Here is a 23,272-nt window from a genome sequence, read left to right on the forward strand (position 1 = left end):
ACGTCAGGCAGCGAGGCCCAGCGCCGCCATCCGCTTGGTGTGCGCCTCCGTGATCCGGGAGAACATCTTCCCGACTTCCGCCAGGTCGAAGCCGTCCGCGACGCCGCCGACCAGCATGGTGGACAGCGAGTCCCGCTCCGCGACCACGCGCTGCGCCTGCGACAGCGCCTCGCCCATCAGCCGCCGCGCCCAGAGCGCGAGCCGGCCGCCCACGCGCGGGTCGGCCTCGATCGCGGCGCGCACCTTCTCCACGGCGAAGCTCGAGTGTCCTGTGTCATCCAGCACACCGAGCACCAGCGCGCGCGAGTCCGCGTCGAGCCGTGCGGCGACCTCGCGGTAGAAATCTGACGCGATCGAATCGCCGACGTAGGCCTTGATCAGGCCCTCCAGCCAGTCGGAGGGCGCGGTCTGCCGGTGGAACTCGTCGAGCGCCCCGGCGAACGGCTCCATGGCTGCCGTCGGCTCCGTGTCGATCTCCGCGAGCCGCTGCCGCAGCCGCTCGAAGTGCTGGAACTCGGCGGACGCCATCGAGGCCAGCTCCGCCTTGTCGGCCAGGGTCGGGGCCAGCTTCGCGTCCTCGGCCAGCCGCTCGAACGCGGCCAGCTCGCCGTACGCGAGCGCCCCCAGCAGGTCGACGACCGCCGCCCGGTACGTCGGGTCGGCAGAGGCCTGTGCCCAGTCCTGGGTGGCGATCCCGGTGTGCTCGCTGCCGTCGTCAGGGGTCGTGTCAGGCGTCTCCATGCCCTGCACCATAGCCCGCCTCACCAGGTACGGGAGCCCCCAGTCCCAGCCCCGTGACGGCTCATGGAACTCGTACACAACAATCGCCCCGGTACACATGCGCGGATCCGGGGTACAGTGATATTGGCGCCCGCCGGAGACGGTGGGCTCCATGCATGCAGCACTGTCCGGGGGCCTCCTCGGACACGCACTTGGATGCCCGGTCGGTGGCCCGATCGGCTCCGACCCGACAGCCCTCCGCGTGGGCCGTGAAGAACACGTACCGCGGCAAGAGGGACCGCTCGCGTGATGAGCGCTTGAGCGAGAGACAGTGGTCCCGCACCGACCGGCGGGCCGCGAGGCCCCGGCCTCGGTGCGGTACGACCCTCCTCGCCGCCTCGTTCCGCGTCACACAGAAGAGGCAAGCATCCTGTCCACCACGACTTTCCGCGAACTCGGAATCCTCTCCGAGACCGCCGAGGCCCTCGAGGCCGTCGGCATCATGTCCCCGTTCCCCATCCAGGAAATGACCCTGCCGGTCGCCCTCTCGGGCAGCGACGTCATCGGCCAGGCCAAGACCGGCACCGGCAAGACGCTGGGCTTCGGCCTTCCGCTCCTGGAATCCGTCACCGTCCCCGCGGACGTCGAGCTCGGCCGGGCGAAGCCCGAGCAGCTGACCGACGCGCCGCAGGCGCTGGTCGTCGTCCCCACCCGCGAGCTGTGCCAGCAGGTCACCAACGACCTGCTCACCGCGGGCAAGGTCCGTAACGTCCGGGTCCTCTCCATCTACGGCGGCCGTGCGTACGAGCCGCAGGTCGAGGCGCTGCAGAAGGGCGTCGACGTGATCGTCGGCACGCCCGGGCGGCTGCTCGACCTGGCCGGCCAGAAGAAGCTGCGGCTCTCCGAGGTCAAGGCCCTCGTCCTGGACGAGGCCGACGAGATGCTCGACCTGGGCTTCCTGCCGGACGTCGAGAAGATCATCCAGATGCTGCCGGTGAAGCGGCAGACGATGCTCTTCTCCGCGACCATGCCGGGCCAGGTCATCTCGCTCGCGCGGCGCTACATGAGCCAGCCCACGCACATCCGCGCCTCCGAGCCGGACGACGCGGGCCAGACCGTCGCGAACACCAAGCAGCACGTGTTCCGCGCGCACAGCATGGACAAGCCCGAGATGGTCTCCCGCATCCTCCAGGCTGAGGGCCGCGGACTCGCGATGATCTTCTGCCGTACGAAGCGGACCGCCGCCGACGTCTCGGACCAGCTGTCCAAGCGCGGCTTCGCGGCCGGCGCCGTGCACGGCGACCTCGGGCAGGGCGCGCGCGAGCAGGCGCTGCGCGCGTTCCGCAACGGCAAGGTCGACGTGCTGGTGTGCACCGACGTCGCCGCCCGCGGCATCGACGTCGAGAACGTGACACATGTCATCAACTACCAGACGCCCGAGGACGAGAAGACCTATCTGCACCGCATCGGCCGTACCGGCCGCGCGGGCAGGTCCGGTGTGGCCGTCACGCTGGTCGACTGGGACGACATCCCGCGCTGGCAGCTGATCGACAAGGCGCTGGAGCTCGGCCTGTCCGACCCGGAGGAGACGTACTCCACGTCGGCGCACCTGTACGAGGCGCTGAGCATCCCCGAGGGCACCAAGGGCATCCTGCCGCGGGCCGAGCGCAAGCGCGCCGGGCTGGCGGCCGAGGACGTCGAGGACCTCGGCGAGACCGGCGGCCGCGGCCGGAAGAGCGCGGGCGCGGCCACCAAGGAGCAGCGCGAGGAGCGCCCCCGTCGTGAGCGTCCGCAGCGTCAGCGGCGGCGCATGCGCAACGGTGAGCCCGTCGGCTCCGACGCGGAGTCCGGCGGCAAGGCCGCCGAGTCCGCGGCCGACACGGCCGAGGGCGCGCAGGACGCGGACGGCTCCGCAGAGGGTGCCGCCCGCAAGCCGCGCCGTCGCCGCCGTACGCGCGGCGGTGCGGGCTCCGGCCCGGCCGCGGCCGGTACGGACAGCGCGTCCGGCAGTGCGGCGGAGAGCAAGAGCGCGAGCACCGGCAAGAGCGCCGGTGCCGAGGGCGAGGGTGAGGCGCGCAAGCCGCGCCGCCGTCGCCGTACCCGGAGCGGCGCGGGTTCCGCGCCGGCCCAGGACAGCCAGGAGGGCTGACGCCGCACGGGCGGCGCGCACCGTCCACGGCCCCGTACCGACGGCCCGGTTTCCCTCGCGGAAGCCGGGCCGCGGTGCGTCACGGGCAGGCTGTAGCGTCCTGCGCATGAGCAAGCCGCCGTTTCTGGGTCTGCCGTCCCCGGCCCGTGCCCGCCGTCTGCACACCGCGCGCGGGGAGTTCGCCGTACACGACGCGGGTACGGCGGAGCGCGGTACGGCGCTGCTGGTGCCCGGGTTCACCGGCAGCAAGGAGGACTTCATCGCGCTGCTGGAGCCGCTCGCCGCCGAAGGGTTCCGGGTGCTCGCGGTCGACGGGCGGGGCCAGTACGAGACGGGCGGGCCGTCCGACGGCGGGGTGTACGCGCAGCCGGAGCTCGCCCGGGATGTGCTGGCCCTGGCGGACGCCGTGCGCGACGGGGGCCGCGTCCATCTGCTGGGGCACTCGCTGGGCGGTCTGGTGTCCCGCGCCGCCGTCCTGCGGGACGCGGAGCCGTTCCTGTCGCTGACGCTGCTGAGCAGCGGCCCGGCCGCCGTGTCGGACTCGCAGCGGCAGCGGGTGACGATGCTGCTGGACGCGCTGCCGATGATGACGATGGAACAGATCTGGGGCGTCATGCAGGAGTTGGACCCGCCGGAGGCGGCGTCCGGGGAGACGCCGCCGGACATCGCGGATTTCCTGCGCCGCCGGTGGACCGCCAATGTGCCCGAACAGCTCGTGGCCGCAGGGCAGATGCTCGTCGGCGAGCCCGACAGGGTCGCGGAGCTGGCGGAGGTGCCGCTGCCCTGCCACGTGCTGTCGGGCGAGGTGGACTACGCCTGGCCGGTGCCGCTGCTGGACGAGATGGCCGTACGGCTGGGGGCACGCCGCACTGTCGTACGGGGCGCGGGCCACTCCCCCAACGCCGAACGCCCCGCGGAAACGGCCCGCGCGCTGACGGACTTCTGGACGGCCAACAGCTGAGCCGGAGCCGGGAGTCGGGCCCGCTCGGCCCGTGCCCTCGATGATCAGCCCTTGCCCTCGATGAACTGCATGACGCCGTTGGCGATCTGCTGGACGGCGATGGCGGAGAGGAGCATGCCGGAGAGGCGGGTGACGAGGACGACTCCGCCGTCCTTGATGACGCGGATGATCAGCAGCGAGTAGCGCATGACCAGCCACAGCACCAGATGGATCGCCACGATCGCGGTCCATACGGAGAGTTGGCCGCTCCAGCTGCCGGCGTGCTGTACGGCGAGGATGACGGAGACGATCGCGCCGGGGCCCGCGAGCAGCGGCATGCCGAGCGGTACGAGTGCCGCGTTGACGTCTTTCGTCTGCGTGGGCTCGTCCGTCTTGCCGGTGAGCAGGTCGAGCGCGACCAGCAACAGCAGCAGTCCTCCCGCGACCATCAGCGCCGGGACGGAGACGTGCAGATAGTCGAGGATCTGCTGGCCGAGTACGCCGAAGACCGCGATGACTCCGAAGGCCACGACGGTCGCCTGCAACGCCATCGTGCGCTGCACTTTCGCGGGCCGCCCCGAGGTGAGGGCGAGGAAGATCGGCATGATGCCGGGCGGGTCCATGATGACGAAAAGCGTGACAAATACGGATCCGAAGAGAGCGAAGTCGATCACAGTGGGGCGCCTTGCCGGGAGGGGAACGGGAGTCGGGGCACTGGGGCGTGCGGGACGGGCGTGCCCGGGGCGCTGCGCGGGACAGCTGCCCGGCCGTCCGGGACGGGAAACCGCGCGGAGTGTGCTGGGTCAGCCTGTGACGGGGGCGGCGCCTGAGCCGCGGGCCGCGATCTCCGCGTAGACCTCGGGGTCGGTGGTGTGCTCGCCGAGCACACAGGTCTTCCGGCTGCCGTGGTAGTCGCTGGATCCGGTGGCCAGCAGGCCGAGGTCGGCCGCGAGCCCGTGCAGGCGGGTGCGTACGGCGGGCTCGTGGTCCATGTGGTCGGCCTCGATGCCGTCGAGTCCCGCTGCGGCCAGTTCGGCTATCGCGCTCTCCGGTACGGTCTGCCCGCGCTTGGCGGCGAGCGGGTGCGCGAAGACGGCGACGCCGCCCGCGCCCTTGATCAGCCGCAGCGCGTCGAAGGGGTCGAGCTCGTGCTTCTCCACGTACGCGCGGCCGTCGTTGGCGAGCCACTCGGTGGTGAACGCGTCCGACACGGTGGGCACGACACCGGCCTCGACCAGGGCGGTCGCGATGTGCGGGCGGCCGACCGCGCCGTCGCCCGCGATCTCGGCGACGCGTTCCCAGGTGACCGGTACGCCGAGCTCGCGCAGCTTGGCGACCATGCCGCGGGCGCGCGGGATCCGGTCGTCGCGCACCAGCTCGCGCTCCCGGGCCAGTTCGGGCTCGTCCGGGTCGAAGAGGTAGCCGAGCATGTGCAGGCTGACACCATCGAGGCGGCAGGAGAACTCGGTGCCGGTGACGAGCGTGAGCCCGGCGGGCAGCGCGGCGAGAGCCTCGGCGTGCCCGGAGACCGTGTCGTGGTCGGTGAGGGCGACGACGTCGATCCCCGCGGCGCGGGCGTTGCGGACCAGTTCGGCGGGCGAGTCCGTGCCGTCCGAGGCGGTGGAGTGGGTGTGCAGATCGATGCGCACGGGGCGGGGCTCCAACGGGACGACGCTGCGGAACTGGCAGGCCCAGGATAGCCATACGCCGCCGTGCCCCTGTCAGCCCGTCAGCCTGCCGACTCGCCGGCCTCCGGTCTGTGGACGCCCGGCCCGTCAGCCGAGGATGCGGGGGGAGAGCGCGCCGCAGGGCAGCAGGTCGACCTCGGCGCCCGCGTCGCGCAGGTCGGTGAGCACCAGCTCGTCGTAGAGCATCAGCCCCGAGGTCTCCGGCCAGACGATCGCCCACAGCCACAGTCCGCACGCCTCGCCGGCGAACACGGCGCGGTCGTCCGGCGGTCCGTCGACGTGCCACAGCGGCGTGGGCCGGCCCGCGGCCAGGACCTTCACGTGCGGCGGCTGGTCGGTGCGCATCTGCGGGCCGGGGTCGGGGCCGTCCAGGCCCGCGTACCGGGCGCCGAGTCCGATGCCCAGCTCCTCGGCCACGAGCAGGAGTTCACCGGGGCCGCCGAGCGGCCCGGGCCCCGAGCAGGCGACGGCGGTCGCCCGGCCGCCGCTGCGGTCGTCGCCCGCGCAGGCGACGCCGGTGAACAGCCAGCCGACCGGCAGCGGCCAGGGCATCCACACCGGTACCTGAGTGCGGCCGACGACCACCGCGAGCGCTTCGACGCTGGGCGGAAGGGCCGGCTGGAGCGGGTGCACGGTGCCGTGCACGTCGCACTGCCAGGTGTCGGCGAAAAGTCCGGGCGCCCGGACCCGGCCACCGCATTTCGGGCAACTGGGTTCGCCCCTCATGAAGCACAACGGTGCTCCCCGCCCGGCGCCCCGTCAAGGACGATCACCCGCCCGGGTGCCGGGCGCGGCGGGACCCGGCCGTGCGCCGGCCGGGCGGGGCGGCCGACCAGGGGATTTCAGATGCCCCTTGCATCTTTCGGGGGCTGTCAGTCCGTCAGGGGTACGGAACCGCGCGACGGGTCACGGAGGTCGGTGCCGGCCTTCAGCCAGCGCTCCTCCAGGGCCGACGCGCCGTGCACCCGCTTCCACGCCGCCTCGTTCGGCGTCATGGGCAGCAGCGGCAGGAAGCGCACCGGCTCCAGCGGGTCGTCCAGCTCCAAGTCCTCGACCAGGCCGCCCGATTCGGCCACCAGCACCGAGGTGAACGGCGCACCGGGCCACAGCGGGTCGCCCACGTCGAGGGACGCGCCGGGGGCCACCACCACACCCTCCACCTGAGGCGAGGCCGCCAGCACCGCCAACGGGCGCAGCACCTTGTCGGTTTCGGCCACACCCGCCCGTACGGACAGCACCAGTTCGGCGCGCGGGCCGCGTTCGGGGTCGGCGAGCGCGTCGGCGGGATCGGTCATGGGGGCCGCCGACATGCCGAGCGTGGCGTACCGCACAAGGCCCTGCTCCGCGTCCAGGAAGCGCAGCACCTCGATGCGGTCCGTGCCCAGGAAGGTCACGGAAGCACGCGCATCGGGCTCGCCCAGCGCCGTACGCAGCCGGGACTCGACAAGGGGGGTGACGTCAGGAGCCATGCGGCGAGCATAAGTCGCGGCACTCCGCGGGCCGCGGGCGGGAACCGGAGAGGCGTACAGGGCGTGGAAAGGAGAAGCAAAGTCCCCTTCTGCTTGACCGAAAGCGGGGGTTGGACAGTTCTGCCGGTGTTAACGTTGGCTGCTGGTCAAGGCATATGTGGATCGTCCCCTCCGGGGGACCGGCCGGAGGAGGTGGGACTGACATGGATCCGAGTCGACCGTGCAGTACCAACCGCTCTTCCGTCCGGAAGCCGCGACCCCGCTCCTGAGGCCCTACATCCCCCGCCGCATCGCGGCGAAACCTGCAACTGGGTCTCTCTTTCCGCCGGGTTCGCACAACGGAAGAGCGCTTGAGGTTCGCTCAATCCCGTCCCGTCAGCGAACGCCGTCACCGCGAATACGCGTGGTGCCCGCTTTGCAGACCTCCGGCCCGGGCCCCCACCCACCGTAGGTCCCCATTCCGGGCAGCGCTGCGCCCACCGCACGACGGCTTGGCATCTCTCAAGGAGCCGGCATGTCGATGATCCGAGACCTGCGCGAAGCCGTACGCCCCACCCTGCGGAAGGGCACCCACCCGTACACCTACGACTCCTCTTCCTCGTCGACCACCAGCAGCGCCGTCGTCGACTGCGCGGTGTACCGCGAAGGGCGCCGGATGGGGCGGCAGTTGAGCCCTGACGACGCGCTGCGGACGGTGCGCGCGGGCGACGGCGGGGACTTCGTGTGGATCGGTCTGCACGAGCCGACGGAGCAGGAGTTCTCCGGGATCGCCACCGAGTACGGACTGCACCCGCTGGCCGTCGAGGACGCCGTGCACGCGCATCAGCGCCCCAAGCTGGAGCGGTACGACGACAGCGTGTTCACGGTCTTCAAGACCATCCACTACGTGGAGCACGCCGAACTCACCTCCAACAGCGAGGTGGTGGAGACCGGCGAGGTGATGTGCTTCACCGGGCCGCACTACATCATCACCGTGCGGCACGGCGGACAGGGCTCACTGCGCGCGCTGCGGCACCGGCTGGAGGACGACCCGGAGCTGCTCTCCAAGGGCCCCTCGGCTGTTCTGCACGCGATCGCCGACCAGACTGTCGACGGTTACATGGCGGTCGCGGACGCTGTGCAGGACGACATCGACGAGGTCGAGATCGAGGTCTTCTCGGACAGCGCGGGCAAGGGGCGGCGCGGCGGGGACGCCGGCCGGATCTACCAGATGAAGCGCGAGGTACTGGAGTTCAAGCGCGCCGTCTCGCCGCTGCTGCGGCCAATGCAGCAGCTGAGCGAGCGTCCGATGCGCGTGATCGACCCGGACATCCAGAAGTACTTCCGGGACGTGGCCGACCACTTGGCCCGCGTCAACGAGCAGGTGCTCGGCTTCGACGATCTGCTGAACTCCATCCTGCAGGCGAATCTCGCGCAGGCGACCGTCGCGCAGAACGAGGACATGCGGAAGATCACTTCGTGGGCGGCCATCTTCGCGGTGCCCACGATGATCGCGGGCATCTACGGCATGAACTTCGACTACATGCCCGAACTCAAGTGGAAGTACGGCTATCCGGCCGTGCTGTGCGTGACGGTGGCCATCTGTTTCGCCATCCACCGCGGATTCAAGCGGAACGGCTGGCTGTAGCCTGCGGCGTATGGATCAGTCGTCCGGCAGTGTGCTCGATCAGGCCCTCGTCGAGGAGGCCACCAAGAAGTCCGGCCTCGTGTGGGTGCGCGGCCCTGAGGGCCCGTCACGCGGCCTGTGGCACGTATGGCACGAGGGTGCCGTCTGTCTGGTCGGCGGGCCCGGTGAACAGCCCCTGGACGGCCTCTCGCTGGCCGACGGCGGGACGGCGACGGTGACCGTCCGCAGCAAGGACAAGGGCGGACGGCTGGTGGCCTGGCCCGCGCGGGTGCACGAGCTGACGCCCGGCGGCGAGCAGTGGGAGGCGGCCGTCGGCGAGTTGAAGGGCAAGCGGCTGAACGCGCCCGACGCCGACACGATCAGCGAGCGCTGGGCGCGTGAGTGCGTGGTGCTGCGCCTGGTGCCGGACGGTGCGCCGGGGCAGAAGCCGGGCAACATGCCGGAGGACTCGCACGCGGCGGTCCCGCTCACCACGGAGGCCACCACGCGGCAGCCGCAGCCGGGCGGACTGCCGAAGCTGCTGTTCCGGCGGCGCGGGCGGGGCACCTCGCGCTGACGCGCGGACGCCCGGCCCGGTGGCACGGCGCAGGGACACGGCGCACGGAGAGGCGCGCCCGCCGGCCCCCTACTCGCTGGCCGAGATGCGCTTGCCGTAGTCGACGACCTGGTCCTTGTCGGGCGCGTGCAGGGCGAACTGCTTGTTCCAGTCCTTGAGTTGGAGCGTCCCCGCGTCGCCGCCGCGCTCCATCCTGAGGGGGTAGGGCCGGCCCTTCAGCGAGACGTCCATGATGCCGCCGCCGCCCTGGCCCGCCCGCACCTCGATGGTGCGCTGCCCCTCGATCCGGCCGCGGTCGCCGGCCTGGCGCTTGCCGTCCAGCACCAGGACGGCCTCCAGCATCACCTTCATGTCGGTGAAGCCGCTGAGCTGCTTGTACGCCGGGTCGCCGTGCGGCACCTTCACGTACTTGCCCTGGAGCTTGCTCGCCGCCGCCGTGTCCGCGGCGGTGGGCTGCTTGCCGCTCTTCTCCTGGTTGGCCCAGAAGCCGGTGTCGGCCTTCAGGTAGAGATCCTGGCCGCTGCGCAGGAGTTCGAAGGTGTGGCCGCCCACGGTGCCGACCTGACCGGCGCCGCCGTCCTCGGTGAGCCGCATGTTCAGCTTGTACGTACGCCCCTTGCTGACCAGGTTGCCGGAGAGCTTCACGGCCTGGGCGCGCTCCGCGGAGCTGCGCGCCTGCATCTCGATCTTGGTCGGGGAGAGTTTTCCGACCCCGTTGGTGCCCTTGTCGGGATCCTCGCTCCCGCATCCTGCCAACGTCACCGTGAGCCCTGCGCAGACGACTGCCGCCAGTGCTGCGCTACGGGGGATGCGGGCGCGTCGAGTCACGTCGGATTCCTCCAGGCCGTCGGGTTCGACCGCACCCTACCGGGGCGTCAGGTGTGCGGCGGAAGGCAGTCGTCCGGAGCATGCCACGGGGTCGCCGCAGGGCCGGTCAGGTTAGTGTGATTCCGGCAAAACACGCATAACAGTCGGTTTCCCGGCTGCCGTGCGTGCCCGGAGCCCGCGGACACGAGGAGGCCCGACCATGGCGGCAGGCGCCTCGCGGGTCTTCGTCTCGCACCTCTCCGGCATCGCCGTCTTCGACCCGAACGGCGATCAGGTCGGCCGGGTCCGCGACGTCGTCGTCATGCTGCGGCTGGGCGGCCGGCCGCCGGGGGTGCTCGGCCTGGTCGTCGAGGTGGCGGGCAGACGCCGGGTGTTCCTGCCGATGACCCGGGTGACCGGCGTGGAGTCCGGACAGGTCATCACCACCGGCGTGGTGAACATGCGGCGGTTCGAACAGCGTCCCGCCGAGACCCTCGCGCTCGGCGAACTGCTGGACCGGCGGGTGACGCTCGTGGAGACGGGCGAGGAGGTCACCGTTCTCGACATCGGCATGCGGCAGTTGCCCGCCCGGCGCGACTGGGAGCTCGACAAGCTCTTCGTACGCAAGGGGAAGGGCGGCGCACTGCGGCGCCGCGGGGACACGCTGACCGTGGAGTGGGGCGCCGTCTCCGGCTTCGGCCTGGAGGAGAAGGGACAGGGCGCGGCGCAGCTGCTGGCCACCTTCGAACCGATGCGCCCCGCCGACCTCGCGAACGTGCTGCACCATCTGACCGAGAAGCGGCGCGAGGAGGTCGCCGCGGCGCTGAACGACGAGCGGCTCGCCGACGTCCTGGGGGAACTGCCGGAGGACGACCAGGTGGAGATCCTCGACAAGCTGAAGGACGAGCGCGCGGCGGACGTCCTGGAGGCCATGGACCCGGACGACGCGGCCGACCTGCTCGCCGCCCTGCCGGACATGGACAAGGAACGGCTGCTGGAGCTGATGCGCCCGCAGGACGCGGCCCCGGTGCGCCGGCTGCTGTCGTACGAGGAGGGCACGGCCGGTGCGCTGATGACGTCCGAGCCGATCGTGCTCCGCCCGGACGCGACGGTGGCGGAGGCGCTGGCGCGGGTGCGCAACGAGGAGCTGTCCACTCCGCTGGCGGCGCAGGTGTACGTGTGCCGGCCGCCGGACGAGACGCCGACGGGCCGCTATCTGGGCGTCATCCACTTCCAACGGCTGCTGCGCGAACCGCCCTTCGCGCTCGTCGGCTCGCTCATCGACACCGACCTGCAGCCCCTGCCGCCGGAGAGCACCCTGGCCGCGCTGACCGGCTACATGGCGACGTACAACATCGTGTCGGCGCCCGTCGTCGACGAGGCGGGGCATCTGCTGGGCACCGTCACGGTCGACGACGTGCTCGACCACCTGCTGCCGGTGGACTGGCGGGAGGCGGCGGCACACGGACTGGAAGAGCTGGGCGAGCCGCACACGGAGGGAGGTGCCCACCGTGCCCGATGAACGGGAGGAGAGGGAGCGCGAACGCGAGCGGGACGAGCGTCCCGCGCGGATGCGGCTCGATCTGCCGCGGGCGCCGCGGCGCAGGCTGCTGCCGGAGTACGACCCGGACGCGTTCGGGCGGCTGTCGGAGGAGATCGCGCGCTTCCTGGGCACCGGGCGGTTCATCGTCTGGATGACGGTGGTGATCATCGTCTGGGTCGGCTGGAACGTGCTGATGCCGCCGTCCCTGCGGTTCGACGAATACCCCTTCATCTTCCTGACGCTGGCGCTGTCGCTGCAGGCCTCGTACGCGGCGCCGCTGATCCTGCTGGCGCAGAACCGGCAGGACGACCGGGACCGGGTCAACCTGGAGCAGGACCGGAAGCGGAACGAACGGAGCATCGCGGACACGGAGTTCCTCACCCGGGAGATCGCCGCACTGCGGATGGGACTCGGCGAGGTCGCCACCCGGGACTGGATCCGCTCGGAGCTCCAGAACCATCTCCAGGACCTGGTCAGGGAGATGGAGAGCAGGGAGCGCGCCGGGGAGGGCGGTCCCGGACGCTGACGGGGAGCCCTGCCCTTCGGATTCGCGGACGCGGAGCCGTACCATTTCGGCATGGCTACCGAGGCGTACGAAACCACCCCGACCGAAGATGCGGTGCGTGACGCGCTCGCGACGGTGAACGATCCGGAGATCCACCGGCCGATCACCGATCTGGGGATGGTCAAATCCATCGACATCGCACCCGACGGCGCCGTCGACGTGGGGGTCTTTCTGACCGTCGCAGGATGTCCGCTTCGGGAGACCATCACCACGAATGTCACCGAGGCCGTGCAGGCTGTGGCAGGAGTCACGCGGGTCTCCGTCGAACTCGACGTGATGAGCGACGAGCAGCGGCGCGAGCTGGCGACCTCGCTGCGCGGCGGCCAGGCCGAGCGCGAGGTTCCCTTCGCGCAGCCGAACTCGCTGACCCGGGTGTACTGCGTGGCCTCCGGCAAGGGCGGCGTCGGCAAGTCCTCGGTGACGGTGAACCTGGCGGCGTCGCTGGCGGCCGACGGGCTGAAGGTCGGCGTCGTGGACGCGGACATCTACGGGCACTCGGTGCCCAGGATGCTGGGAGCGGACGGCAAGCCGACCCAGGTCGAGGACATGATCATGCCGCCGCAGGCGAACGGCGTGAAGGTCATCTCCATCGGCATGTTCACCCCGGGCAACTCCCCCGTGGTGTGGCGCGGTCCGATGCTGCACCGTGCGCTGCAGCAGTTCCTCGCGGACGTCTACTGGGGCGACCTGGACGTGCTGCTGCTCGACCTGCCGCCCGGCACGGGCGACATCGCCATCTCCGTCGCCCAGTTGATCCCCAACGCCGAGATCCTCGTGGTGACCACGCCGCAGCAGGCGGCCGCCGAGGTCGCCGAGCGCGCCGGGTCGATCGCCGTGCAGACGCACCAGAAGATCGTCGGCGTCATCGAGAACATGTCGGGGATGCCCTGCCCGCACTGCGACGAGCTGATCGACGTGTTCGGCACCGGCGGCGGCAAGAGCGTCGCCGACGGCCTCACGAAGACGACAGGCGCCGAGGTGCCGGTGCTCGGCGGCATCCCGATCGACGTGCGGCTGCGCGAGGGCGGCGACGAGGGCAAGCCGATCGTGCTGTCCGACCCGGACTCGCCGGCCGGTTCGGCGATCCGCGGGATCGCGGCCAAGCTGGTCGAGCGGCAGCGGGGACTCCAGGGCATGTCCCTGGGCCTGACGCCCAGCAACAAGTTCTGACCCACGCGTAAGGGGCGCCCGCCAATGCGGGCGCCCCTTACGTATACGCGTACGGAAACGCTGCCGGAAATACTCCGGAGGCGCCGCACCGGACTCAGTCCCGGGCGTCCTCCGCGTAGCCGTTGATGTCCTTCACCACAGAGAAGCCCAGCCCGTAGGCGCTCATCCCGCGGCCGTACGCGCCGATGTGCACGCCCTCCTGTGCGGATCCGGCGAGCACCCAGCCGTACTCGGACTCGCGGTAGTGGAAGTCGGCCGGCTCGCCGTCGACCGGCAGTGACAGCTGGGACCAGCCCTGGCCGCCGAGGTTGTCGGCCAGCTCCCAGGCGACACCCGTCTGCTGGTCGAGCCAGTCCTGCCGCAGCCCGCGCTCCATGTCCTGCGGCCACGTGCACGACAGCAAGCCGGAACCCGCCAGCCAGGCGGCAGTTGACACGGAAGTCGCCTCCAGTACGCCCGTGCCGTCCGCGCTGCGCCGGACCGGGCGGCTGGCGACCGTCACCACGACGGCGAACCGCTGCTTGTCGGGACTCGTCTCGACCTTGAGCGAGGGCTCCTCCCCGTGGCCTGTCGAACCGTGCTCGACGGTGCCGTCGGCGGCTGCCGCTGCCCGGAGCAGCCAGCGTGGGCCGGTGAAGGCCTCGTCGAGGCCGTACCACGGAAATGCAGCCATCAAAAAGCCGTCCACAGTCCGCCGTGCACCGGGAACGCCCGCGTGCCCGGGTGCGACCCCGGGGATCGCCCCCGGCGGGACCGCTGTGCCGGCCACCCGACTCGTCGTCTCCATCAGTGCGACGCCTCCTCATTGCCCTGTGCCATGGGCGGCCTGCCCCGCGGAGCGGTCACCCCGGACACAGGGAGGATAGCCATCCAGGTCCGCTGTGTCGGGCATGACAGGAGATCGGGTGGCGTCAAGAAGCGTGAAATGGGCCTCACTCGGCGTCCGCCCGCGTGTGATGCGAACGGCTGAGCCGGACCGGTCGGGCCGGTCCCGGGCCGAGGTCAGAAGGGTTCCGGAGGCGTCCGTCGCAGGCCGGAAGGCACGTCCGAACCGGTGACAGCCGAACCGGCGGCGACACGCCCCCGGGTGTGTCCTGAAGGTCGTGCCCGCGTCAGGTGGCGTCGGCGTCGAAGGGCGGCGGGTCGCTCTTGGTGAGCCGGCTGCCGGACGCGGACTGGTCCGTCCCGGCGTCGCCGTCCTTGCGGAGGTTCGCCTTCGCCCCGCCCGCGGTCGCCGCCGCACCGGCGGCACCCGCCGCGGCCGCGCCGCCGGCCCGCTCGGTGCCGTTCACCGCGTCGGTGACGTCGTCGAGCTCCTTGCGGAGATCGAAGCCGTTCCGGATCTCCTTCAGGCCGTACTCGTCCTCGCCGTTCATCAGGTGCTTGCGGGCGAAGTTCTTCGGGTTGAGGTCCTCGAAGTCGAAGTCCTTGAACTCCGGCCCCAGTTCGGAGCGGATGTCCTCCTTGGCGCTGTCCGAGAACTGCCGCACCTTGCGGATGAAGGAGGCGACGTCCTGGATGACCTTGGGGAGCTTTTCCGGGCCGAAGATCAGCACGGCCAGAATGATGAGCGCGACCAGCTCTAGGGGTCCTATGTCGAAGAACACCTTGCAGCTCCTCATCCCTCAGTGCGTTCCCGGGGCCAGCGGCCCGGTGTCACGGTACCCGGAGTCCGGCCCGGGGTGGGAGCCCGGCCGCCCGACGTGTTCCGCGCGGGCCGGGCGGCCCGGACCGGCGGACACCGGTCACCGTATGCCGGGGGACCCCGTCAGCGCTGCTGCGGCACGGGGGAGGCCGCGCCCTGCGCGCTGCCGGCGGGCGTCCGCCCCGGCACGGCGCCGACCATCGTCGTGCCGTACGCCGCGGAGCCGTAGGAGGGCGCGGGCGCCGTCCACGACGTCTCCTGCCCCGTCGCGGACGCGCTGGGCGCCGTGGACGGGGCGGCGCTCCGGGCGCCGGCGGACGCCGTCGGCAGCGCGGGACGCAGCACCGGAGAGGTGAAGGGCGCGCTGAACCGGGCGGCGTGCAGCAGCGGATAGAGGCTGCCGGGCTGCTGCTGCGGGGACGAGGCGGGCGGGGCCGTGGAGGACGCCCCCGAAGCGCGCTGGCCGCCGCGCTCGGCCTTGCCCGCACGCGGCCCCGGGACGTTCTTCTCGCCGCCGCGCCGCCTGCCGTCGGACGCGGCGCCCGAGTTGGCCGAACGGACGGGACTCGCCGAGGCGTTGTCGCCGGCGGCCTGTGTGCCGCTGCCGGCACCGCCGAGCGCGCCGCCGCCCAGCGCGAGGGCCGCGAGCGAGAAGGCGCCCGCGGCGGCGAAGGCGAACCGGCGCCCGCGCGAGGCGGAGCCCTGCGGTGCGACGGATGTCACAGAGGTGGCGGGGTCCGGCGGGCGGATGTCCCGCTCCGCCGTCTCGTGTATCCGGAAGCCGCGCGACGGGGACAGCGCGCTGTGTCCCCCGCCGCCCGGCAGATATTCGAAGTCCCACGGGGACGCTCCGCGCGCCCCGACGGCCGCCGCCGGGGTGAACCCGCCCGCGCCGCCGCTGCCGTCGCCCGGACCGTCATCACCGTCCGGGCCGGTCGGCGGGCCGGCGGGCAGCCCCTGGAGCCGCGCCAGCAGCCCGTCCGAGGGCGCCGGGGGCGCCGTGTCCGCGAAGACGTTCTTCAGCCGCCGCTGGGCGTCCGCCTCGGCCTTGCAGCTCCGGCAGGTCGCCAGGTGGGCGAGCACGCGCTCGCGCGCGTCGTGCCCCAACTCGCCGTCGACCAGCGCCGCGAGACGGTCTCCCAGATGATGCTCGGCTGACGTCGGGTCACCCGCCGCCTTCGGCGACCGGGCACCCCAGCCTGTGCCGCTCACTCGGCTCCGACCTCCCCACTCCGGGCAGCGGGGACCGCCGCGCTCAGCGCGCGCTGCTGCTCTGCCCGGGCCTCGGGCGAGCGGTGCTGCAGCGCCTTGCGCAGTTGCGAGCGTCCCCGGTGGATACGGCTGCGCACGGTGCCGAGCTTCACGCCGAGAGTGGCCGCGATCTCTTCGTACGACAGCCCTTCGATGTCACAGAGCACTACCGCCGCCCGGAACTCCGGCGCGAGGGTGTCCAGCGCCTGCTGGACGTCCGCGTCGAAGTGGGTGTCGTTGAAGTGCTGCTGCGGGGTGGGCTCACGGCTCGGCAGCCGCTCGGCCGCGTCGTCGGCCAGCGCGTCGAACCGGATCCGCTGCTTCCGCCGCACCGTGTCCAGGAACAGATTGGTGGTGATGCGGTGCAGCCAGCCCTCGAAGGTGCCCGGGGTGTAGGTGGAGAGGGAACGGAAGACGCGGACGAAGACCTCCTGGGTGAGGTCCTCCGCGTCGTGCTGATTGCCCGACAGGCGATACGCGAGGCGGTACACCCGTGCGCTGTGCGTGCTGACGATCTCCTCCCAGGACGGAGGAGTCCACGCCTGGGCGTCCGCGTCGGTGTCGAAAGTCGCCGTGGGCGCGGAGTCGGCGGTGTGGACCTGGTCAGCGGTGTTGCTCACGGATTTCGGCTCGCCCGCCGGCCTGCGGAAACGCTCTCGCATTCCGCGGACCCGGGCCGCAGCCGCACCTCCCCTGTCGGCTCTGGTGGTGTCCAGTGGACCACCAACCATAGCCACACCGACCGTTAGCTCCGGATAAGGATTTTTGACCTGCTTTTGAGCCGGCCGCTGGACTTGCTGCATTGACGCCACCCGTCTCCCCCGGGGCACCTTCCACCCCTGCCCAACGTGCGGTCCCATCTCCCGGTTCCCGGGGCAGCGGATACAGTCACCGTTGCGTGGAAGACGGGGACAGGAGAAGGCCATTACCGGCAACCGGCTCACAAGCTGGGCGTTCGCCGACGCATACGGCGCCGAGCTCGTCGGAGACGTCGACAACGCCGAGCATTCGGCGCTGGACTGGGCCCGGGAGCGGGCCCAGGAGGCAGGGCTGCGCGCGGTGTCCCCCGGCACCGGAGCGGCGCTGCGGCTGCTGGCCGCGACCGTCGACGCGAAGGCCATCGCCGAGATCGGCACCGGCACCGGCGTGTCCGGCATCCACCTGCTCGACGGGATGCGCGCCGACGGGGTGCTGACGACGGTGGACATCGAGCCGGAGCGGCAGCAGTTCGCGCGGCAGGCCTTCCGTACGGCCGGCTTCGCCGGGAACAGGGCGCGGTTCATTCCCGGCCACGCGCTGGACGTACTGCCGCGTCTCGCGGACGGCGGATACGACCTGGTCTTCTGTGACGGGGACCGGCTGGAGTGCCTGGACTATCTCGGAGAATCGTTGCGCCTGCTGCGCCCCGGCGGACTGGTGTGCTTCGAGGGCGTGTTCGCCGACGGCCGTACGGTCGACTCCGCCGCGCAGCCCGACGAGGTGCTGATGCTCCGTGAACTCCTGCGCGCCGTACGCGAGAACGGCGCGCTCGTGCCGTCGCTGCTGCCCGTCGGGGACGGGCTGCTGTGCGCGGTCAAGCGGAGCGGCTGACCGCCGTACGGTGCGCGCGTCCGGCGCGGGGCGTACGTCCGGGCCCGCGCGGACATACGGAAACGCCGCCGCCCCGGAGCGGACTCGCTCCGGGGCAGCGGGAGGTTCTCGGAAGGGGCGCTGCGCGGTCGCAGCTCAGCCGCAGACCTTCTTCAGCTCTTCGCCCAGCGCGGTCGCCTCGTCCGGGGTCAGCTCGACGACGAGTCGCCCACCGCCTTCGAGCGGAACGCGCATGATGATGCCCCGCCCCTCCTTGGTCACCTCGAGCGGGCCGTCGCCCGTCCGCGGCTTCATGGCCGCCATGCTCGTTCCCCTTCCTGAAACCAGCTGATCGCAGCCGGCGGTCCCACAGCGGGCGCCATGTCACCGGCATCGAACACATTGCTTCCCAGTCATTATCCCGCATGGCAGGACCCGATGACCAACATCAGTCCGCATCTCTTCATCGCTGATCGCGCACAAAACCCCCCAATCCGGCGATCGAACTGCGATACTCCTCCGCTTCGTGTCCGGCTTGTGCCCGGACCGTGCCTGATCCGGTTTGAGCGAGCTCACAGGCCGCTCCCCCCGCGCGGCCCGCAGGACCCCTGTCGGCGCCCGAAGATCCAGGTCATGCTGAACCCCATGACGGACACCGTGATCTACGACGTATCCGAGGGCCTGGCGACGGTGACCCTCAACCGCCCCGACGCGATGAACTCCCTCAATACGGAGCTCAAGGAGGCTCTGCGGGACACCCTGCGGGAGGCCGCGGAGGACCCGGAGGTACGGGCCGTACTGCTGACCGGCAGCGGGCGCGCCTTCTGTGTCGGACAGGATCTGAAGGAGCACACCGGCGCGTTGCGCGAGCACGGTGGCGCCGCGCTGAACACGGTGGACGAGCACTACAACCCGATCACGCTGGCCCTCGCGGGCATGCCGAAGCCGGTCGTCGCCGGGGTGAACGGGGCGGCGGCCGGGGCCGGTGCGGGCTTCGCCTTCGCCGCGGACTACCGCGTGGTCGCGGACACCGCGGCGTTCCACACGGCCTTCGCCGGCGTGGCGCTGTCCACCGACTCGGGGATCTCCTGGACGCTGCCGCGGCTCGTGGGCCCGGGCAGGGCGGCCGAACTGCTGCTGATGCCGCGGCCGGTGAAGGCCCAGGAGGCGCTGGAGCTGGGCCTGGCCAACAAGGTCGTGCCGGCCGCGGAGCTGGCGGCCGAGGCGGAGGCCGTGGCGCGGCAGCTGGCGCAGGGGCCGACGGCGGCGTACGCGGCGATCAAGCAGGCGATGGCGTACGGCGCGTCGCACTCGCTGGCCGAGACGCTGGAGAAGGAGTCCGGACTCCAGACGGCCGTGGGCGCGTCGGAGGACCACACCATCGCGGTCGAGGCCTTCCTGAAGAAGGAGACCCCGAAGTTCATCGGTAGATGACACTTCCCGCCGGGGGTCCGGGGGTCGCTCCCCGAACAGCCGCAGTATCGGCAGATGACCCTCAGTCGGGGAGCGGACGGGCCCAGCAGTCGGCGAGGTGGTCGTTGACCAGGCCGCAGGCCTGCATCAGGGCGTAGGCCGTGGTCGGCCCGACGAACCGCACGCCGCGGCGCTTCAGTTCCTTCGCCAGCGCCGTCGACTCCGGTGTGGTCGCGGGGATTTCGGTGTGCGCGCGCGGCGCGGGACGGCCCTCGGCCTCCGGCGCGTACGACCAGACCAGCGCGTCCAGATCGCCCTCGGACCAGCCGGCGAGGACCCGCGCGTTGGCGAGGGTCGCGCGGATCTTGGCGCGGTTGCGGATGATGCCGGGGTCGGCGAGCAGCCGTTCCTCGTCGGCCTCCGTGAAGGCCGCGACCTCCTTGATCCGGAAGTCGGCGAAGGCGGCGCGGAATCCCTCGCGGCGGCGGAGGATCGTCAGCCAGGACAGGCCGGACTGGAACGCCTCCAGGCACAGCCGTTCGTACAGCGCGTCGTCGCCGTGCACCGGCCGGCCCCACTCGGTGTCGTGGTACGCGGCGTAGTCCTCGGGCGACACGCCCCAGGGGCAGCGCGGCCGGCCGTCCGGGCCGGGAACGGCGGCGTGCGTCTCCTGCGCGGACGGCGCCTGTCCGGACTGCGCCGCTGCCGTCCGGACCTTCGCGGACCAGGCCTTCGCGGGCGGTTCCGGCGTGTCAGCGGGCATCGGGTTCCTCCCCCGTGTCGGTGCGGATGTCCCGTGCCATCGCGGCGGCCTGCGCGCCGGCCAGCGCGGACTCCAGTTCGGCGATCCGGGCGTCGCGCTCGGCGAGTTCGGCGCCGAGCCGGTCGAGGATGTCGTCGACCTGGTCCATGCGGTAGCCGCGGACGGCGACGGCGAGGCGCAGCCCGTCCACGTCGGCGCGGGCCACCGGGCGCCCGGCGGGCAGGGGTTCGTCGAGCAGGTCGGGCGGCGCCTCGGTGAGCCCGCCGCTCGCGGTCTGCTGGGGCCCGTCTCCGCTGCCCACCACGGCGAGGGTCACCGCCGCGATGACCACCACGAGCGAGATCAGCAGAAACCAGAACACGGACAACTCCCCGGATCGCCATACGGCCACGGCTGGGCCACGACTGCCTGTCGCCCCCGATCGTGCCATGCGCACACCACCTGTGGCCTGCTTGTCCGGCCGGGGTACGGGGAGTTGCGGCACGGGATGACGCAGTATGGTCTGCGACGGCCGTTGCGGTGGGCATGTATGCGGACGGCCCGTGAAGCTGTGGAGAGGATGGCGGATGCTGCGCCTGGGAACGCGTGAGTTCGGCGCGAACGAACCGGTGATCATGGCGATCGTGAACCGGACGCCGGACTCCTTCTACGACCGTGGGGCGACCTTCCGGGACGAACCGGCCCTCGACCGCGTCGAGCAGGCCGTCTCCGAGGGCGCCGCCATCGTGGACATCGGCGGGGTGAAGGCGGGGCCGGGGGACGAGGTGGACGCCGCGGAGGAGGCACGCCGCACGGTGGGCTTCGTCGCGGAGGTGCGCAGGCGCTGGCCGGACGTGGTCATCAGCGTCGACACCTGGCGGCACGAGGTGGGCGAGGCGGTCTGCGAGGCCGGCGCCGACCTGCTCAACGACGCCTGGGGCGGGGTGGATCCGAAGCTCGCCGAGGTCGCGGCCCGGTACGGCGCGGGGCTGGTGTGCACGCACGCGGGCGGCGCGGAGCCGCGTACCCGGCCGCACCGGGTGAGCTACGACGGCGAGGACGGCGTCGTGGGCGACATCCTGCGCGTGACGACGGGGCTGGCGGAGCGCGCCCTGGAACTGGGGGTGCCGCGGGACGGGATCCTCATCGACCCGGGCCACGACTTCGGCAAGAACACCCGGCACTCACTGGAGGCCACGCGCCGGCTGGGTGAACTGGCCGACACGGGCTGGCCGGTACTGGTGTCGCTGTCCAACAAGGACTTCGTCGGCGAGACCCTGGACCGCCCCGTGAAGGAGCGGCTGACCGGCACGCTCGCCACGACCGCCGTCTCGGCGTGGCTCGGCGCGCAGGTCTACCGCGTGCACGAAGTGGCCGAAACCCGGCAGGTCGTGGACATGGTGGCGGCCATCGCCGGGCACCGGGACCCGGCCGTGGCGCGGCGCGGGCTCGCGTGAGCCGCGCCGTCGCGCGGCGGCTCAGCCGGCGGTCTCCTTCGTGACCAGCTCGACGGCCTCGTCGATGTCGTCGGTGAGGTGGAAGAGTTCGAGGTCCTTCGGGGAGGCCTTGCCCTGTCCGATGAGGGTGTCGCGCACCCAGTCGACGAGGCCCTTCCAGTAGTCGGTGCCGTACAGCACGATCGGGAAGCGGGTGACCTTCTTCGTCTGGACGAGGGTGAGCGCCTCGAACAGCTCGTCCAGTGTGCCGAGTCCGCCCGGCAGGACGACGAAGCCGCGGGCGTACTTGACGAACATCGTCTTCCGTACGAAGAAGTAGCGGAAGTTCACCCCGATGTCGACGTAGTCGTTGAGGCCCTGTTCGAAGGGCAGCTCGATGCCGAGCCCGACGGAGGTGCCTCGTGCCTCCAGGGCGCCCTTGTTGGCGGCCTCCATGGCGCCGGGCCCGCCGCCGGTGATGACCGCGAAGCCGGCCTCGGCCAGGGCGCGGCCGATGCGGACGCCCGCGTCGTACTCCGGGGAGTCCACGGGCGTACGCGCCGATCCGAACACGCTGATCGCCGGGCCGAGTTCGGCGAGGGCGCCGAAGCCCTCCACGAACTCGGCCTGGATCCGCATGACCCGCCACGGATCCTGGTGCACCCAGTCGGAGGGTCCCGTGGTGTCCAGCAGTCGCTGGTCGGTGGTCGAGGACTGCACCTGCTCGCGGCGGCGCACCACCGGCCCCAGATACTGCTCCTGCGGCTCCCGCCGCTGCTCGGGGCTGCTCATTCCGTGCTCCCTCCGACTTCGATCTTTCCGCCTCAGCCTACGCAGACGGAGATGACGAACAGCGAAATTCGGGCGGGCGGCCTCCCGCCCGGGCCGGCGTACGGCCCGGTCAGGCGGACAGCCAGGCGCGCAGCCGCTCCTCGCAGTGCAGCACCTTCGCCGTCTCGACCCGCTCGTCCCGCTTGTGGGCGAGATTCGGGTCGCCCGGACCGTAGTTGACCGCGGGCACGCCGAGGGCGCTGAAGCGGGACACGTCGGTCCAGCCGTACTTGGGCTGCGGCTCGCCGCCCACCGCGTCGATGAAGGCGCGGGCCGCCGGGTGCGAGAGGCCGGGCAGGGCGCCGCCCGAGCTGTCGTCGACGGTGAGCTCCCAGTCGCCGCAGTCCGCGAAGACCTCGCGGACGTGGGCGAGGGCGTCCTCCTCGCTCTTGTCCGGTGCGTAGCGGTAGTTGACGGTGACGACGCATTCGTCCGGAATGACGTTTCCGGCGACGCCGCCCTCGACCCGTACGGCGTTCAGGCCCTCGCGGTACTCCAGTCCGTCGATGACCTTGCGCCGCGGCTCGTACGCGGCGAGGCGCTCCAGGAACGGCGCGGCGGCGTGGATGGCGTTCTCGCCCATCCAGCTGCGCGCGGAGTGCGCGCGCTGGCCGCTGGTGCGCAGCAGCACGCGGAGGGTGCCCTGGCAGCCGCCCTCGACCTGGCCGCTGGAGGGCTCCAGCAGTACGGCGAAGTCGCCCTCCAGCCAGTCCGGGTGGGCTTCGGCGACGTGGCCGAGGCCGTTGAGGTGGGCTGCGACCTCCTCGTTGTCGTAGAACACGAACGTGAGGTCGCGGTTCGGCTCGGGGAGGGTCGCGGCCATGCGCAGCTGGACGGCGACGCCGGCCTTCATGTCGCTGGTGCCGCAGCCCCACAGGACACCGTCGTCGTCCAAGCGGGACGGGACGTTGTCCGCGATCGGGACGGTGTCGATGTGACCGGCCAGGATGACGCGTTCGGACCGGCCCAGGTTCGTACGGGCGACGATGTTGTTGCCGTACCGGTCGACCGTCAGGTGGGGCAGGGCGCGCAGCGCCTCCTCGATCGCGTCGGCGAGCTCTTTCTCGCTTCCGCTGACGGAGGGGAAGTCCACCAGCCGCGCTGTGAGCTCGGCGGCGTCCTGCTGCAGGTCGAGTCCGGTGTGCGTCATG

General features: G+C 71.8%; 25 protein-coding genes. 10 read left to right on the forward strand and 15 right to left on the reverse strand.

What is annotated here, in order from left to right:
* Positions 1-3: 3 nt before the first annotated feature.
* The gene (locus tag AC3AGO_RS13315) at positions 4-741 is read right to left on the reverse strand and encodes a ferritin-like fold-containing protein (protein WP_487820392.1); all 738 of its coding nucleotides are present in this window, start codon (positions 739-741) and stop codon (positions 4-6) included.
* A gap of 310 nt (positions 742-1,051) precedes the next feature.
* Between AC3AGO_RS13315 and AC3AGO_RS13320 the strand changes: the two genes are divergently transcribed.
* Both AC3AGO_RS13320 and AC3AGO_RS13325 read left to right on the forward strand, forming a co-directional pair.
* Positions 1,052-2,869, forward strand: a complete 1,818-nt coding sequence (locus AC3AGO_RS13320) for a DEAD/DEAH box helicase (RefSeq protein ID WP_487820393.1) — start codon at positions 1,052-1,054, stop codon at positions 2,867-2,869.
* Between the two features lie 106 nt (positions 2,870-2,975).
* Entirely contained in the window at positions 2,976-3,830 is an 855-nt protein-coding gene (locus tag AC3AGO_RS13325) for an alpha/beta fold hydrolase (RefSeq protein ID WP_487820394.1), read from the forward strand.
* A gap of 44 nt (positions 3,831-3,874) precedes the next feature.
* Here the strand turns inward: AC3AGO_RS13325 and AC3AGO_RS13330 are convergent, their stop codons facing one another.
* The 4 genes from AC3AGO_RS13330 to AC3AGO_RS13345 form a co-directional block, all read right to left on the reverse strand.
* Complete coding sequence (locus tag AC3AGO_RS13330) at positions 3,875-4,483, reverse strand: MarC family protein (protein WP_487820395.1); 609 nt, start codon at positions 4,481-4,483, stop codon at positions 3,875-3,877.
* A 129-nt stretch (positions 4,484-4,612) separates the two neighbouring features.
* Positions 4,613-5,458 (reverse strand): PHP domain-containing protein, encoded by an 846-nt coding sequence (locus AC3AGO_RS13335; RefSeq protein ID WP_487820396.1) that lies wholly within the window; start codon positions 5,456-5,458, stop codon positions 4,613-4,615.
* A 126-nt stretch (positions 5,459-5,584) separates the two neighbouring features.
* Positions 5,585-6,223 (reverse strand): DUF6758 family protein, encoded by a 639-nt coding sequence (locus tag AC3AGO_RS13340; RefSeq protein WP_487820397.1) that lies wholly within the window; start codon positions 6,221-6,223, stop codon positions 5,585-5,587.
* Between the two features lie 146 nt (positions 6,224-6,369).
* The gene (locus tag AC3AGO_RS13345; RefSeq protein ID WP_487820398.1) at positions 6,370-6,966 is read right to left on the reverse strand and encodes a suppressor of fused domain protein; all 597 of its coding nucleotides are present in this window, start codon (positions 6,964-6,966) and stop codon (positions 6,370-6,372) included.
* 514 nt (positions 6,967-7,480) lie between these two features.
* Here AC3AGO_RS13345 and AC3AGO_RS13350 point away from each other — a divergent pair.
* Both AC3AGO_RS13350 and AC3AGO_RS13355 read left to right on the forward strand, forming a co-directional pair.
* Positions 7,481-8,593, forward strand: a complete 1,113-nt coding sequence (locus tag AC3AGO_RS13350) for a magnesium and cobalt transport protein CorA (RefSeq protein WP_487820399.1) — start codon at positions 7,481-7,483, stop codon at positions 8,591-8,593.
* Positions 8,594-8,603: 10 nt separating this feature from the next.
* Positions 8,604-9,149 (forward strand): hypothetical protein, encoded by a 546-nt coding sequence (locus AC3AGO_RS13355; RefSeq protein WP_487820400.1) that lies wholly within the window; start codon positions 8,604-8,606, stop codon positions 9,147-9,149.
* 69 nt (positions 9,150-9,218) lie between these two features.
* Here the strand turns inward: AC3AGO_RS13355 and AC3AGO_RS13360 are convergent, their stop codons facing one another.
* Entirely contained in the window at positions 9,219-9,977 is a 759-nt protein-coding gene (locus AC3AGO_RS13360; protein WP_487820401.1) for a hypothetical protein, read from the reverse strand.
* Between the two features lie 199 nt (positions 9,978-10,176).
* On the opposite strand from AC3AGO_RS13360, the gene AC3AGO_RS13365 reads away from it, so the two are divergent.
* The 3 genes from AC3AGO_RS13365 to AC3AGO_RS13375 are packed head-to-tail and all read left to right on the forward strand — an operon-like array spanning position 10,177 to position 13,234.
* Positions 10,177-11,478, forward strand: coding sequence for a magnesium transporter MgtE N-terminal domain-containing protein (locus AC3AGO_RS13365; RefSeq protein ID WP_487820402.1), 1,302 nt, complete (start codon positions 10,177-10,179; stop codon positions 11,476-11,478).
* Between the two features lie 49 nt (positions 11,479-11,527).
* Positions 11,528-12,025, forward strand: coding sequence for a DUF1003 domain-containing protein (locus AC3AGO_RS13370; RefSeq protein WP_487824644.1), 498 nt, complete (start codon positions 11,528-11,530; stop codon positions 12,023-12,025).
* Between the two features lie 51 nt (positions 12,026-12,076).
* Positions 12,077-13,234, forward strand: coding sequence for an Mrp/NBP35 family ATP-binding protein (locus AC3AGO_RS13375; protein ID WP_487820403.1), 1,158 nt, complete (start codon positions 12,077-12,079; stop codon positions 13,232-13,234).
* A gap of 94 nt (positions 13,235-13,328) precedes the next feature.
* Here AC3AGO_RS13375 and AC3AGO_RS13380 read toward each other — a convergent pair whose 3' ends face one another.
* The 4 genes from AC3AGO_RS13380 to sigE form a co-directional block, all read right to left on the reverse strand.
* The gene (locus AC3AGO_RS13380) at positions 13,329-14,021 is read right to left on the reverse strand and encodes a hypothetical protein (RefSeq protein WP_487820404.1); all 693 of its coding nucleotides are present in this window, start codon (positions 14,019-14,021) and stop codon (positions 13,329-13,331) included.
* A 325-nt stretch (positions 14,022-14,346) separates the two neighbouring features.
* Positions 14,347-14,841, reverse strand: a complete 495-nt coding sequence (locus AC3AGO_RS13385) for a sec-independent translocase (protein ID WP_487820405.1) — start codon at positions 14,839-14,841, stop codon at positions 14,347-14,349.
* A gap of 161 nt (positions 14,842-15,002) precedes the next feature.
* On the reverse strand, positions 15,003-16,091 hold the full coding sequence (locus AC3AGO_RS13390; RefSeq protein WP_487820406.1) for a zf-HC2 domain-containing protein: 1,089 nt from the start codon (positions 16,089-16,091) through the stop codon (positions 15,003-15,005).
* Positions 16,088-16,861 carry an RNA polymerase sigma factor SigE gene (gene sigE, locus AC3AGO_RS13395; protein WP_487820407.1) on the reverse strand — a complete coding sequence of 258 codons (774 nt, stop codon included), beginning with the start codon at positions 16,859-16,861 and terminating at the stop codon, positions 16,088-16,090. The genes AC3AGO_RS13390 and sigE overlap by 4 nt, the downstream gene beginning before the upstream one ends.
* Before the next feature lie 163 nt (positions 16,862-17,024).
* Here sigE and AC3AGO_RS13400 point away from each other — a divergent pair, with 163 nt between their 5' ends.
* Positions 17,025-17,720, forward strand: coding sequence for an O-methyltransferase (locus AC3AGO_RS13400; RefSeq protein ID WP_487820408.1), 696 nt, complete (start codon positions 17,025-17,027; stop codon positions 17,718-17,720).
* Between the two features lie 135 nt (positions 17,721-17,855).
* Here the strand turns inward: AC3AGO_RS13400 and AC3AGO_RS13405 are convergent, their stop codons facing one another.
* A complete protein-coding gene (locus tag AC3AGO_RS13405) occupies positions 17,856-18,023 on the reverse strand; it encodes a DUF3117 domain-containing protein (protein ID WP_487820409.1) in 168 nt (55 codons plus the stop codon).
* A 321-nt stretch (positions 18,024-18,344) separates the two neighbouring features.
* Here AC3AGO_RS13405 and AC3AGO_RS13410 point away from each other — a divergent pair, with 321 nt between their 5' ends.
* Positions 18,345-19,133 (forward strand): enoyl-CoA hydratase-related protein, encoded by a 789-nt coding sequence (locus AC3AGO_RS13410; protein WP_487820410.1) that lies wholly within the window; start codon positions 18,345-18,347, stop codon positions 19,131-19,133.
* A gap of 61 nt (positions 19,134-19,194) precedes the next feature.
* Here AC3AGO_RS13410 and AC3AGO_RS13415 read toward each other — a convergent pair whose 3' ends face one another.
* Entirely contained in the window at positions 19,195-19,875 is a 681-nt protein-coding gene (locus AC3AGO_RS13415; RefSeq protein WP_487820411.1) for a DNA-3-methyladenine glycosylase I, read from the reverse strand.
* Positions 19,865-20,236 (reverse strand): hypothetical protein, encoded by a 372-nt coding sequence (locus AC3AGO_RS13420; RefSeq protein WP_487820412.1) that lies wholly within the window; start codon positions 20,234-20,236, stop codon positions 19,865-19,867. The genes AC3AGO_RS13415 and AC3AGO_RS13420 overlap by 11 nt, the downstream gene beginning before the upstream one ends.
* Positions 20,237-20,441: 205 nt before the next feature.
* Here AC3AGO_RS13420 and folP point away from each other — a divergent pair, with 205 nt between their 5' ends.
* Positions 20,442-21,311 carry a dihydropteroate synthase gene (gene folP, locus AC3AGO_RS13425; protein ID WP_487820413.1) on the forward strand — a complete coding sequence of 290 codons (870 nt, stop codon included), beginning with the start codon at positions 20,442-20,444 and terminating at the stop codon, positions 21,309-21,311.
* Between the two features lie 21 nt (positions 21,312-21,332).
* Here folP and AC3AGO_RS13430 read toward each other — a convergent pair whose 3' ends face one another.
* Positions 21,333-22,082 (reverse strand): LOG family protein, encoded by a 750-nt coding sequence (locus tag AC3AGO_RS13430; protein ID WP_487820414.1) that lies wholly within the window; start codon positions 22,080-22,082, stop codon positions 21,333-21,335.
* A 109-nt stretch (positions 22,083-22,191) separates the two neighbouring features.
* Positions 22,192-23,271 (reverse strand): succinyl-diaminopimelate desuccinylase, encoded by a 1,080-nt coding sequence (dapE, locus tag AC3AGO_RS13435; protein WP_487820415.1) that lies wholly within the window; start codon positions 23,269-23,271, stop codon positions 22,192-22,194.
* Position 23,272 lies beyond the last annotated feature (1 nt).

The organism is Streptomyces sp. BL1 (assembly GCF_057628045.1).